This window comes from Polymorphobacter multimanifer (assembly GCF_014205635.1).
Taxonomy (GTDB): Bacteria; Pseudomonadota; Alphaproteobacteria; order Sphingomonadales; family Sphingomonadaceae; genus Sandarakinorhabdus; species Sandarakinorhabdus multimanifer.
This window is the reverse complement of record NZ_JACIIV010000006.1, coordinates 1-13,597: the sequence shown is the minus strand read 5'-3', so window position 1 is coordinate 13,597 and position 13,597 is coordinate 1. Positions and strand designations below refer to the sequence as shown.

Annotated in this window: 9 protein-coding genes; 3 read left to right on the top strand and 6 right to left on the bottom strand. The window is 65.3% G+C overall.

Translation table 11 applies throughout. From position 1 onward, the window contains the following. Positions 1 to 225: 225 nt before the first annotated feature. Positions 226 to 1,017: an IclR family transcriptional regulator domain-containing protein gene (locus FHS79_RS04700; RefSeq protein WP_341534413.1), complete on the bottom strand. Its 792-nt coding sequence runs from the start codon at positions 1,015 to 1,017 to the stop codon at positions 226 to 228. Beyond that, positions 1,014 to 2,147: a CaiB/BaiF CoA transferase family protein gene (locus tag FHS79_RS04695; RefSeq protein WP_184196172.1), complete on the bottom strand. Its 1,134-nt coding sequence runs from the start codon at positions 2,145 to 2,147 to the stop codon at positions 1,014 to 1,016. The genes FHS79_RS04700 and FHS79_RS04695 overlap by 4 nt, the downstream gene beginning before the upstream one ends. A 161-nt stretch (positions 2,148 to 2,308) precedes the next feature. Here FHS79_RS04695 and FHS79_RS04690 point away from each other — a divergent pair, with 161 nt between their 5' ends. From FHS79_RS04690 to FHS79_RS04680, 3 genes are all read left to right on the top strand, one after another. Then, a complete protein-coding gene (locus FHS79_RS04690; RefSeq protein WP_184196169.1) occupies positions 2,309 to 3,073 on the top strand; it encodes a citryl-CoA lyase in 765 nt (254 codons plus the stop codon). Next, positions 3,070 to 4,209, top strand: a complete 1,140-nt coding sequence (locus FHS79_RS04685; RefSeq protein WP_184196166.1) for a cobalamin-independent methionine synthase II family protein — start codon at positions 3,070 to 3,072, stop codon at positions 4,207 to 4,209. Before FHS79_RS04690 ends, FHS79_RS04685 begins: the two co-directional genes overlap by 4 nt. Positions 4,210 to 4,280: 71 nt before the next feature. After that, a complete protein-coding gene (locus FHS79_RS04680) occupies positions 4,281 to 4,937 on the top strand; it encodes a DUF4142 domain-containing protein (protein ID WP_184196163.1) in 657 nt (218 codons plus the stop codon). Between the two features lie 7 nt (positions 4,938 to 4,944). On the opposite strand, the gene FHS79_RS04675 is transcribed toward FHS79_RS04680, so the two are convergent. The 4 genes from FHS79_RS04675 to FHS79_RS04660 form a co-directional block, all read right to left on the bottom strand. Further along, positions 4,945 to 7,917: an amidohydrolase family protein gene (locus FHS79_RS04675; RefSeq protein WP_243452659.1), complete on the bottom strand. Its 2,973-nt coding sequence runs from the start codon at positions 7,915 to 7,917 to the stop codon at positions 4,945 to 4,947. Positions 7,918 to 7,938: 21 nt separating this feature from the next. Continuing rightward, the gene (locus FHS79_RS04670; protein ID WP_184196160.1) at positions 7,939 to 9,846 is read right to left on the bottom strand and encodes a gamma-glutamyltransferase family protein; all 1,908 of its coding nucleotides are present in this window, start codon (positions 9,844 to 9,846) and stop codon (positions 7,939 to 7,941) included. 50 nt (positions 9,847 to 9,896) lie between these two features. Next, positions 9,897 to 12,989, bottom strand: coding sequence for a TonB-dependent receptor domain-containing protein (locus FHS79_RS04665; protein WP_184196493.1), 3,093 nt, complete (start codon positions 12,987 to 12,989; stop codon positions 9,897 to 9,899). A gap of 398 nt (positions 12,990 to 13,387) precedes the next feature. After that, positions 13,388 to 13,597, bottom strand: a 210-nt coding sequence (locus FHS79_RS04660; protein ID WP_184196157.1) for a transposase, incomplete at its 5' end; no start/stop codon positions are given.

Genomic DNA, 13,597 nt, shown 5'->3' with positions numbered 1-13,597 from the left:
ATTCGCAATGCGAAGTCAAGTTCGATATACGAATTTCTCTAGTGTGAATGGCGACAAAATCTCGGCCGAAAACAGCGCAAAAATGCCCTTAGACACCCCCTGAACACCCCTCAGCCACCCCCCTTCTTCTCCCGTCCCTCCCAGGGAGGGGCCGGGGGAGGGTTCCCGCCACCTGCAAAGCCTCAGGATTTCGCCCGTCGCCCGGAACGGGCCAACAACCGGCGGCTATTTCGCCGCCAGCGACCGCGCCAGCATCGGCCAGCGGCGCAATTCGTCCTCGATCGCCCGCGCTGCCTCGCGCAGCAGCGGCAGCCGGGTCCGCACCAGCTCGTCCTGCGAGATGCGCGTCGTCGAAGTCGAGCAATTGATCGCCGCCACCACCCGCTCATCGGCATCGAACACCGGCACCGCCACCGACACGATGCCGTAATCGAGCTCGTCGAGTGCGGAATCATAATGGCGGTCGACAATCGCCTCCAGCCGCTCGCGAAACGCCTGGGGGTCGGTGATCGTCCGCTCGGTCATCCGTGCCAGCGCGCCACCACCCAGAAATTCCTCGACAAATCGCTCGCCCTGGAACGCTAGCAGCACCTTGCCCATCGACGTGGCATGGAGCGGAAACCGCGTCCCCACCCCCGCCCCCAGCCGGATGCGCCGCTGCGTCGGGATATGGCAGACATAGAGGATGTCGCGCCCCGATCGCACCGCCAGGCTCGCCGAATCGCCGGTCTGGTCGCGCAGGCTCTGCAGCGGCGGTGCGGCCACCTGCTCGATATTCATCGAGGAGAGATACGCCGATCCGAAGCTCAGCACCTCGGGCCGCAGCAGAAATCGCCGCCCCACCTGCGCCACATAACCAAGCGATACCAGTGTGTTGAGGCAGCGCCGCGCCACCGCCGGGGAAAGCCCGGTCACGATCGCCACTTCCGAAAGCGCCATTTCAGGGTGTGCGGCATCGAACGCCCGCAGCACCGAAAGCCCGCGTTCGAGCGTCGAGAGATATTCGGGGTCTTTCACCTCTCCGGTTTCTGGCCCAGAATCGTCGCGTTGTCAGCCCCCAGCAAGGGCGGTGCCGTCACTTGCAGATTGCGCTCCCCATCGAAGCTGATCGGCGAGCGGATGGTGCGGAATTCGCCCATCGGCCCGGGCGCCGACACCATCAGCTGCAGATGCTCGGCCTGCGGGCTCGCCAGCACTTCGGCCGACGTCGCCACGGCAGCACTCGGCACTTCGAGGTCGGTCAGCCGCGCCAGCCACGCCGCGCGGCTGCGGCCGGCAAAGATCGGCGCCAGAAAGGGCACCACATCCTCATAATGCGCGATCCGCGCCTCGCGGCTGGCAAAGGCCGGCTGCGCCAGCATGTCGGGCTGCTCGACCGCCAGCGCCAGGTTTTCCCAGAATTTCGGCGGGCTCGACATGTGCAGCGCCAGCCATTTTCCATCTGCACATTCAAACACATAGCTTTGCGACACATGCGGCCGGCTGTACGGCCCCATATGCTGCTCGTCGGACAGCAGATGCGTGAAATCATCAAGGTTGAAATGCGCCATCGCCTCGAACATCGACGTCTCGACCAGCCGCCCCCGCCCCGTCACCTGCCGCTCGTAAAGTGCAGCCAGAATGCCCTGTGCTGCATAGAACCCCGTCATCGCATCGGCAATCGCCGGCCCCACCACGCGCGGTTTCGAAGGGTTGAGCAGCAGCCGCAAGAACCCCGAAGCCGCCTGCGCCACGGTATCGAACGCCGGCCGGTCGCGGTCAGGCCCCGAGCTGCCGAACCCCGAGATCGACCCATAGACCAGCCGCGGGTTCAGCCCCTGCAGGCGCGCTGCATCGACGCCCAGCTTCTTCGCCACCCCGGGCCGGAAGTTCTGGATGAAGACATCGGCATCGGCCAGCAGCGCATCGAATGACGCCAGATCCTCCGCCTTGCGCGTGTCGAGCGTCACCGATTTCTTGTTGCGATTATACGTCTGGAAGTGCGGCGAATAGAGCCCGCCCCGGAAAGCCCGGAACGGATCGCCCGTCCCCGTCTGCTCGATCTTGATGACCTCGGCACCCAGGTCGGCGAGCATCATCCCTGCGGCCGGCCCGGTGATGAACGTGCCCATTTCAAGCACCTTGACCCCCGCCAGTGGCAACGCCATCGCCCTACTCCCTCGTCCCATGCCCGTCTGGACCATGCAGTTTCCGTGCCAATCCAACAGCACCCGAAATGCGCAATATCATGCGCGAAAAATTCTTGTGTTTCTCTAAGATATTCGCATAACGAAAACAAGTTCGAAAATCGAAAAACCGGGAGAGGCTCATGCGCATCGGCAAGCAGGACGCGCCATTCACCGCCATTTGCACATCCGACGCTCATAACATCACCGTGCGCGGCCATGATCTCTGCGGCGAAGTCATTGGAAAGATGGATTTCACCAGCTATTTCTGGCTCCTCGTCACCGGCCAGACTCCAACGGAAACCCAGACCTTCTTCGCCAACGCCGTCCTCGCCGCCATCGCCGAGCACGGGCTGGTCCCCAGCGTCGTCGCCACCCGCATGACCTATGCCGCCGCCCCCGAAGCCTTCCATGGTGCGGTTGCCGCCGGCCTGCTCGGCTGCGGCTCGGTGGTCCTCGGCAGTGCCGAAGTCGCCGGCCGCTTCCTCGCCGAAGTCGTCGCCGCCGGCGGCGATCCGCTGCCGCTCCTCAAGGATCTGCGTGCCAGCAAGAAGCCCGTCCCCGGCTTCGGCCACCCCCAGCACAGCGACGGCGATCCCCGCGCCAACCTGCTGCTTTCCTTGGCGGCAGAGCACAATATCGAGGGCCCCCATATCGCCGCACTCCGCGCCATATCCGCCGCCCTGCCCCAATCGCACGGCCGGCCGCTCCCCATCAACGTCAACGGCGCCATCCCCGCCGTCATGCTCGATGTCGGCTTCCCCTTGGCAGCACTCAAGGGCATCTCGCTCCTCGCCCGCACCGCCAGCCTGATCGCCCATCTGCAGGAAGAAAGCGAGCGCCCCATCGGCTTCATCATGTCGGGTGCCGCTGCTGCCGCCATCGACTTCGACGGAGAAACCGCATGAATTCAGGTCGTTTCCTCACCACCCACGTTGGCAGCCTGCCCCGCGCCGACGATCTGCTCGATCTCATCGTCGCCCGCGAGGAAGGCGAGGCCGTCGACACCGCCGCCCTCACCACCCGCATCCACCAGGCGGTCGACGATGTCGTCACCGCCCAGGCCACCGCCGGCCTCGACATCATCAACGACGGCGAACAATCCAAGCCGAGCTACGCCACCTATATCAAGGACCGGCTGAACGGCTTCGGCGGCACCGGCACCTCCTATGTCTTCCAGGACATCGAGGATTTCCCCGGCGTCAAGGCACGCATCTTCGCCGACACCGGCCGCAAGCACCGCAAGACCCCCGCCTGCAACGCCCCGATCACCGTCAAGGACATGGACGCCGTCCACGAGGATGCGACCACCCTCAACACCGCCATCGCCAAGCACCCCGGTCGCACCGCCTTCATGAGCGCGGCTTCCCCCGGCGTCACCGCGCTGTTTTTCCGCAACGATTTCTATGCGACCGACGAGGACTATCTCTTCGCGCTCGCCGAAGGCCTGCGCCACGAATATGAAGCGATCACGCAAGCCGGCATCATCCTGCAAGTCGATTGCCCCGATCTCGCCATGGGTCGCCACACCCAGTTCCGCGATCTCAGCCTCGCCCAGTTCCGCGAGCGCATGGCGCTCAACATCGCCGCGCTCAACCACGCCACCCGCAACATCGCGCCCGACCGGATGCGCATGCACCTCTGCTGGGGCAACTACCCCGGCCCCCACCATTGCGACGTGCCGCTCCGCGATATCATCGACCTCGTCTGGACCGCCCGCCCCCACGCCATCCAGTTCGAGGCCGCCAACCCCCGCCACGCGCACGAATTCGAGCTGTTCCAGCAGGTTTGCCTCCCCGAAGGCAAGATGCTCATCCCCGGCGTCGTCGAATGCCAGTCGGGCTATATCGAGCACCCCGAGCTTATCGCCCAGCGCATCGGCCGCTACGCCAATCTCGTGGGCCGGGACAATGTGATGGCCGGCGTCGATTGCGGCTTCTCGATCCACGCCGGCTCGGGCGGCGTCGAGCCTGGCGTCGTCTGGGCCAAGATGGCCGCTCTGGCCGAAGGTGCTGCCATCGCAACCAGGCAATTCTGGCCCTGATCGCCCAAGGAACCGTTTTGCCGACATCGGATTGAATCGCAACACCCCGTCCTTCCGAAAAGGCACATCCGATGACCACCACCCCCCACCGTCCAGCGCCCAAGGCGCGCATCGCCCTGCTTCTCGCCTCGGCGTTCACCCTCGCCGCATGCGGCGGTACCAGCGATGGCAGCGATCCCAACCGCACCGGCGCGACCGATGTCGACGTGACCACCACCGATGCGGGCACCACGGCAACGGTCAACGGCGTCACCACCACCGACACCACCGCCGATGCCGCCATCACCCCGGCAACCTATGTCACCAACGCCGCCTCCGGGGACAAGTACGAGATCGAATCGAGCCGTCTCGCCCTCCAGCACAGCCGCGATGTCGGCCTGCGCGCCTTCGCCCAGCAGATGATCATCGATCATGAGGCGACCACCGCCCAGCTCACGCCGATCGCCAGTGCGGCACAGCTGCCCCTGCCCACCGACATGATCCCGCGCCACGCCCAGCAAATCGAGGCGCTCCAGGCGGCGAGCCAGTCCAATGATGGCAGCTTCGATCGCCTCTACCGCCAGCAGCAGCTCGCTGCCCACACCGAGGCCGCCAACCTCCACCGCGCCATGAGCAACCGCAGCGATGCGCCCGACGGCCTCTCCACCTTTGCCCGCGAGACGCTGCCCAAGGTCGAATCGCACCGCACCATGCTGGCCGACATGCCCGAGACCGCGCCGGCTGCCTGACCCTCGCTCAGGGTGCCGGCGGCGCCGCCATCCTGACGAGCTCGTCCACCATGAACACCCGGCCGTTGCTGATGACGATCCGGGTGTTCACGGTGTTGCCGATGTCGGCACGCGGGTCGCCGGCCACCAGCACGATATCCGCCAGCTTCCCCGCCTCCAGCGTGCCGGCATCGAGGTTGAGCGCCCGCGCCGGCGTCACCGTCGCCGCCTGCAACGCCTGGAACGGCGTGAGCCCTGCATCGACATAGGACGCAATTTCCGCGTGCAAATTGAGCGCGATCGGAGAATCCGTACCGGCGGTGATCATCGCCCCGGCATCATGGATCGCCTTCAACGATTTCAGGGCTCCGGCAAAACTGGCACCGCGCAGCTGCGCAAACATCGGGTTGGGCTGGCGCACGCTCGTCTGCGCCCAGCCTGGATAGAGCGACAGCCGCGGGTCGTCCTTCAGCGCCGGGGTTTTCTCCAGATAGCCGATCAGCGCGCCGAAGTTGGTCGGCGTCAGCACCCGCCGGCTCTTGCCGAACAACTGGATGACATCCTCATAGGCCATCGCCATCGGCCCCTGCTTGGGCGAGTAGCCGCGTCGGCTGGTGGCACCCAGATGCTCGGTCGCATCCACACCGGTATAGGCCGCAGGATAAATCTCGTGCCCCGTAACGGGCACGCCCATCGCATGCGCCGCCTCCACGATGCGGCGCTGGTAAAGGTCCGGCATCCGCACATAGCTCTTCAGCACGTCATATTTCAGCCGTCGTGCCCGATCGAGCTCGCGCTCCAGATGCGCTGGCCCCGAAACCGCCACCCCCATCTTGTAATAGACGCGCTGCCACTCGTAGAGCGGGCCGTTGGTATAGACGCGCGGCCCAACCCGAACCCCAGCCTCCGCCGCCTCGCGGTCCTCGACCCCGTCATAGGGCTGGTTGCCGGGGTCCCGCAGCGTGGTGATGCCATAGGCAAGCCAGGCGCGGTGCGCATTGGCGCCGAAATCCTTCTGCGCATGGGCATGATGCTCGATGAGCCCGGGGATCGCCGTCAGCCCGGTGCCATCGATGAACCGCCCCGTGGTCGCCCGCGCCGGATCACTGTCCTCGATGGCGACGATGCGATTGCCCTCGATGATGATGTCCTTGTTCCGCTGCGTCGCATCGCTCACCGAATCGATGAGCCCGCTCACCCGCACGATCGTCCGTCCCTCGGGCTTGTGCAGCCGATATTGCAGGTCGATCGGGATTTCGCGCGATACCCCCGTCTCGATGTCGAGCAGCATCACCTTTTCCGCAGACTGGTAGGTAAGGTGCCTTGAATCCGCGGCCCAACTCGGAAAATAGGCGATCTCCGACGAATAGCTCCGCGGTGGCCCCAGCGTGGTGCCGCCCGCTCCCACCGGCCAGATCTTCAGCACGCCATCATAGATCGCCGCCATCTTGGTGCCATCGGGAGACCAGGCCGGCCCGCCGCCGCCGCGCGTGTCCATCGACACATTGGTGGCCGGAATCTGCCAGAAGGGCTTTTGCGCCGGATCGGTCGGAATGATCAGCAGCTGGTTGGTGCCCTCGCGAAAACTCGCCGAATATTTGTACGACAGCGCAATCGCCAGATGCTTCCCGTCGGCGGACCAGCTCGGCGAGCCCGGCTGGCCGAGCGACGCCTGCAACCGCGTGACCTTGCCCGTCGCCACATCGACGAAGCACACCCCGGCAACGCCCCACATGCCATCGACATCGATGAAGGCGATGCGCGTGCCATCGGGGCTCCATGCCGCCCCCAGCGGCTGGGTATCGAGCCGCGTCAACTGCCGGTCGGTGCCCGCCGCAACGTCACGAATGTAAAGCTGCGGCAGCCCCCCCGCCTTGTCGGAGGTATAGACCAGCGACTTGCCATCGGGGGACCAGGCAACATCGGCATCGAGTGCTGCATCATTGGTGAGATTGACCGGCTTGCCCCCCGCCACCGGCACCAGCCACACATCCCCCAGCGCCACGAACGCCAGCTGGCTGGCATCGGGTGAAAGGGCAGGCTTGACGATCCCCAGCGCCTTGCGCGGTGCGGTGCTGTCGAAATCGCGCTTCGCACGCGCATAGCGCGGAATGCTTACATCGAGCCGCGCCTGAAACGGCACGGTCTTCACCGTCCCGCCATCGCGCCGCCGGATCAACCCGTCCGACACATAGTGAAAGCCCTTGCCTGCCCATGAAACACGGAACGGAAACACATTCTCCTTGCCCGATACGACCGTCCCATCAATCTCCAGCCGGCTGCTCGCGGCGTCCGAGGCAACATAGGCCAGCCGTCCGTCCGGCCCCCAGCTCGGCGCCTCCAGCCGCTGGCCCTCCACCGCCCGCAGCGATCGCTCGGCGCCGGTGGCGAGCGTCGTCGCCCAAAGTGCTGTCTTGCCGCCGCGCGCGCTGGCATAGGCCAGCTCGCGACCATCGGGGGACCAGCTCGGCATCCGGTCCTCGCCTGCAGTGTTCGTCACCTGCTTCAGGGCGCCGCTCGCCAGGTCGAGCGTCCAGATATTGTACGCCGCCTCCCCCGGCCCGGTGCGATCCGAGGCAAAGGCGATCATCCTGCCGTCCGGGGACCAGGCCGGCTCGCGGTCATCATAGGCGCCATCGGTCAGCCGGCGGGGGTTGCTGCCATCGGCATCGACCGTCCACAGGTCATAGCCGCCTTCGCGGTAGCCGAAATAAGCCAGACGCTTGCCATCGGGGGACCAGGCCGGCTGGCGGGCATCGTTGAAATGGTCGGTGATCAGCGTCGCCCGCCCCCCCGCCGCCGGCACAAGCCACAGGCTGCCCTGCAAATCGATCGCCAGCATCCGGCCATCGGGAGAGGCCGAGACCGACATCGATGTGCCCTGGCTCACATCGAATGCAATGCGCTCGGCCTCGCCGGGCGGCGGCAGCATCGTCGGCGCCGCAATTGCTGCTCCACTTGCCAGCAATACCGCCAGCAACCCCATAGCGCGCATCATCATCCCGTCCCTCTCACCTGGCGGCTACCAGCCCATCACATAGCGTTCGCGGCGCACGTCCGCCCCGCCGCGCAGCGTCCCCGGCCCCGGCACCACGCCCACGGCGACGATGCCCGTGGACACGCCGAACGGCCCCAGCACATCGAGCTTGTGGCCGCGCGCCGTCAGCGCGGCGCGCACGTCGGCCGGAACGCGGTCCTCGATTTCGAGCACGCCGGGCTCATCCTTCTTCACCGCGAAGGAGCCGTGGAAGTGGTTCGAGTTGATGCGCGGCGCCTCGATTGCGGCTTGCAGCGGCTGGCCGAAGGCAAGAACGCGCAGCAGCACATTCATGATCTGCTGGTCCTGATTGTCTCCGCCTGGCGTGCCGATCGCCAGAAACGGTGCGCCGTCCTTCAGCACCATGCTCGGGCTCAGCGTCGTGCGCGGCCGCTTGTAGGGGGCGATGACGTTGGGGCTGGTCGGATCGAGGTCGAAGATCGTCAGCCGGTTGCTCATCGGCACGCCGGTATCGCCTGCGATATAGGCGCCGCCGAGCAGCCAGCCCGAGCTTGGCGTGCAACTGAACAGGTTGCCGGCCTTGTCCACCACCTCGATCGCGGTGGTGTCGGCGCTTGGCCCGCCCTTGCGCGCCAGCATGTGCGGCGTGAACGCCGGCGTGGTCCGGGCCCGGCCTTCATGGGCCCAGGGGTTGCCGAAGCGATGCTCCAGCGAGGCCATCGGCCCGATCAGCTTCGCCCGCTCGGCGGCATAGGCCTTGGAGAGCAGGCCCTTCGTCGGCACGGTCGCAAAGTCCGGATCGCCGAAGAACATGTTGCGGTCATCGAAGGCCAGCTTGATCGCCTCCGCGACGGTGTGGAGATAGGCGTCCGACCCCGGCACCATGCTGCCGATGCCCGCCGCCTCGGCGATGTTCATCGCCATCAGCATCGCCGGCCCCTGGCTCCAGAAACCGCCCTTGCACACCTCATAGCCGAACACGCTCGTCATCGCCGGCGCCTCGACCTTGCCCTTGTAGCGCGCCAGGTCGTCATAGCGCATCAGCCCGCCATCGGCCTCCATCGCCGCCCCGATCCGCCGCGCGATGTCGCCCTTGTAAAACGCGTCGCGCCCCGCCTGGATCGCCGCCTTGCGATCCACACCGCGCGCCGTCGCCGCCTTGCAGGCGTCCGCGACAGTCCGCATCGTCCGCGCGAGGTTGGGCTGGCGGAAGATCTCGCCCGTCTTCGGCAGCGCACCGCCCGGATAATAGGTGTCATAGGCCGTCTTGTATTTCGACGTCGCCTTTTGCTGGCTCTCGAACACTTCGGCGAGGAAGTTGTACATCACGAACCCGTCCGCCAGCTCGATGGCCGGCGCCATCACCGCGTCCAGCGTCATCGTGCCATTGAGCTGCAACGCCAGCGCCATCGCATCGACCACCGCCGGGATCGTCCCGCCGTTCGGCCCATTGCCCGGGATCACGCCCTGGGCCGCAAACTTGTCCGGCGTTGCCAGCCCGGGTGCCGGGCCCTGACCGCTGATGACGCTGGTCTTCTTCGTCGCCACATCATGGATGATCGTCGGCGCCTCACCGCCGAAGCCGAAGTGCGAAATCTCGGTCACGGCCGCCGCGAACACCGCCGCCACCCCTGCATCGGTGGCGTTGCCGCCCGCCATCAGCATCCGAATCCCCGCCGCGACCGCATAGTGCCGCCCAGCGGCGACAATCCCGAAATCCCCGACGATCTCGGGCCGCAGCGTCTCGCCCGCACTCACCAGCCGCGTCGGCTCGATCGCGGGGGCGCGCTGCACGGGTGTTGCCGCCGTCTGGGCTGCCGTCTGGGCCGCCGCCGGGCCGGTGACGGCCACCATGGCAGCGCCGCCCAGCGCCAATGCTGCCATTTCGCGCCGGCTCAGCTGCCCCTGCGCGTCATCCTGCCTGTTGGTCATGTGTTTGTCCTCATGCGGCAGGCGACGCATCGCGTCGCCTGCCGGCATCATCAGAAGGTCTTGGAGACGTTGGTATACCAGTAGCGCGCCTGGGGTACATACAGGTTCGACAGATAGCCGGTGGAGGCCAGCGGCGGGTTCTTGTCGAAGAGGTTTCGCGCACCGACGGTGATCGCCGTGCCCTTCAGCCAGCCTTCGTTCTCGAACGCATAGCGCAGGAACAAATTGACCGTCGTCTGGCCCTTGACGAGGAACGGATTGGCGTTGGCATCACGCACCGCATTCTGCACCACATCATCGATGAACTGCGTGAACGCCCCGACCGAGAACGCCCCCATCGACCAGGTGACGTTCGCCGCAAGGCGCCAGCGCGGCTGGCCATCGATGCCCACCACATCGCCGCCGCCGAGGATCGGCACGCCGGCATTGATCTGCCCGGCCCTCTGCGCATCGAGCAGCGCCTGCACCGGAGGCGGCGCCACAACCAGATAGTTGATCAGCTTGGATGCAGTCAGATTGACCGTGAAGTTGCCGACCGTAGCGGTGCGCAGCTGATAATCGATACTGAAGTCGATACCGTTCACCGTCACCGGCTGCAGATTCTCGAAGTTCGCCACGACGAAGTTGAGCAGGCCCACCGGCGCCAGCCCGGTACCGGCCACTGCAGCAATATCATCCGCCGTCGGCGCCTGGCGATTGACATTGGGGTTGCTGCTGCCGCCCACGCGAAGCAGATAGTCGAGGTTGAGACCGTTCTGGAAATCGAACAACCCGACGACATTCTTCTGCTTGATCTGCCAACGATCGACCGTCAGCGTCAGGTTTCCCCAGCCATCGGGCATCGGCGGTGCCAGCACCACGCCGATGTTCCAGCTGGTCGATTCCTCGGGATCGAGGTTCGGGTTGCCGCCGCTGCGCCGCAGCACCGAAACCGGGCGGTTGCATGTGGCAAAACTCGTGATCCGTCGGGCACGAAGGTCGGCTTCGCAGAGCGTGTACTCGATCCCGCCATTCACCCGGTCGAGCGTGGCGGTGTTGATGACCTCGAGGTTAGGTGCCCGGAAGCCCTGCGACCAGGATCCGCGGAACTTCAGCCCCTCGGTCACTTCCCACGAGCCGGCAAACTTCGGCCGCGCCACGCTGCCGACGTCGCTGTAATTCTCATAACGCCCCGCCGCCTGCAGGTCCAACGAGCGGAACATGGGGATTTCCATGTCGGGATTGATCAACGGAATGGCCAATTCGGCATAGGCCGATTTCACATTGCGTTCTCCGGCCACGTCCGGGCTCGGGCTGGCGCCGGTCAAGTCGGAGCCAAGGAAAACGCCCGTCACGGAATCGGTGTAGGTGATATCCACACCACGAATGCCACCCTGCCGCGCGTCGCGATTGTCGCTGTAGGTCTCGCGCCGATACTCGATCCCGGCCGCAATCCCGATGCTGTTGCCACCCCAGATCTCGAACAGCTTGTTGTTCGAAATGCGCAGATCCCACAGCCCCAGCGTTGTCTTGGTGGCCCGCGTCGCCACGATCTTGAAGCTGTCGATCGTGGCCTGCGGGTTGGCCACCCCGTCGCCGATGTTCGGCGTCGTCAGATTGCCGCCGTTGAACGGATTATAGGCGTCAGGCGTGGTCCGGTTGATCGCCGCCTGCAATGCCGTGTTGGAGAGCCCTTCCGAAGCGTCGGCGGCGGTCGCCCATGTATAAAGGCCAGCCGATTCCCAGTTCCAGTTGCCGAAGTTGCCCTTCAGCCCGGCCAGGAAGCGATACTGGTAATTGGTCACCACGACTTCGCGGGTTCCGGCATCGACATAGTTGAGGCTGACGATCGTCACCGGCAGCCCGGCATCGGGAATGTTCAGCCCCGGCAGCCGGTTGGGTGAGCCGACAGCGCCCAGCGGGTTCCAGAACGCGGTGGGGGACACCGTGATCGGGATGTTTGCAAGCGAGCCGAGCGAGCTGACCGTCGATGCGGTCTTGCCGCGGTAGAAGCCGACCTCGCCGAAGAAATCGAGATTGTCGGTCAGCTCATAGTTGAGGAACGAGAAGGCGTTGATACGCCGCACCGAAGGCTGGGTGGTGATGTCCGGAAAGGTCAGCGCCGAATCGAAGCGGAGATTGGCGTCGACATTGGCCATCTCGGTCGTGCCCACGCCATCATCATAGCAGGCTCCCGTCGTGGCGGTTCCGACCCGGCAGCCCGGGTTTGTGGTCGGCTGGGTGTGGAACTGCCGCGAGGCGTTTGTCAGCGGCGTGCCGTTGGTGGTCAGGATACCCGCACCCGACGCGCGAAACGTGCCCCAGGGCGCCCCGGTCGCCGTACCGTTGAACGCGGCATTGTTGGCAAATGGCGTGCCCGCCACAAGCGGCCGGCGGTCGAGATTTGCCGTGTACGACTGGTCCCGCAGGAACAGCTTGGACTTTTGCGCATAGCCGACAAACAGCGAGATATTGCCCCGGCCTTCGTTGAAATCGGTGCCGGCCAGCGCATTGACTTGCCATTCCCGCAAGCTGGTGCCCTCCGCACCGCCATATTGGCCATCGATCTTCAGCCCCTTGAAGTCGGATCTCAGCACGTTGTTGACGACACCGGCCACCGCGTCCGATCCGTACAGCGCCGCAGCACCATCGAGCAGCACTTCAACCCGGCTGACCGCGCCGACTGGAATGGTGTTGGAATTGTACCCGAACGTCGGCACCCCCGAATCGATCACGCCGGTGATGGCCTGCGAGGTCGGGTGCAGAACGGTACGACGACCGTTGATCATGAGCAGGGTGTTTCCCTGCCCCAGACCACGAAGGCTGACCGTGGACACGTCACCGCGCGCCGCATTGGCGTTGCCGCCACCCAGCACCTGCTCGTTGAAGGTCACCGCACCCAGCTGCGGGATCGAACGATAAAGATCCGCGCCCGACACCGCGGCCACGGCCTGGATCTGCTCGACCCCGATGATGCTGAGCGGGGTCGCACCCGTGTTCTTGCCGCCCCTGATCTGCGAACCCGTGACGATGATCTCTTCGCCGATGCCGGCCGGCTCGGCCGCCGCTGCCGTCGTCACTGCTGTCTGCGCCTGCACAACCTGCGCCTGTACAACCTGCGCCTGCACAGCCCCCGCTGCCAGCGCCCAGAAACTCACACCCATGAGGCGCGCGGATTTACCCACGCAACCAAGCGCTATCACCATATTCAGGGCCCCCAAAAAAAAGAAGAAAGGTACTAAAAGACTACTGACAACCTTTATTACGCAATTTTATTTTTATTTTGTCTTCCCCAGTGACAGAAGCTGTCACACATGTGTCACCATTGCGCTGCGGCAGAGTGTCGCAGGCGGCGCCGGTCGCCGCTTGAGCCAGCGACCGGCAACCAGAAAAACGCTGTCGCGTCGGGGTGCATGACCGGGTCGTGCCAATGCGCCCAAGTGGCGGCGCGGCGCTGTGCACGCGCCATCAAATGATCGGTGCGCCTTGCGGTCGATCGTGTCCCACAGCGTGGTGTAGGTTCGCGGTCTCGCCGCTTTGATCTCCGGCTTGGCCGGGTTGATCATGCTGCCATGGATGACAGCGTGACGGTGCGATCATCGCTCATTTGCGACACACTTTCCAGTGTCATGTAGCGGGCGCGCTGGACAGCCCATTCGTCGTTTTGTTCGAGCAGGATGGCGCCGACGAGGCGGGTGATGGCGTCCTCGTTGGGAAAGATGCCGACGACATTGGTTCGCCGCTTGATCTCGCCGTTGAGGCGCTCGATCGG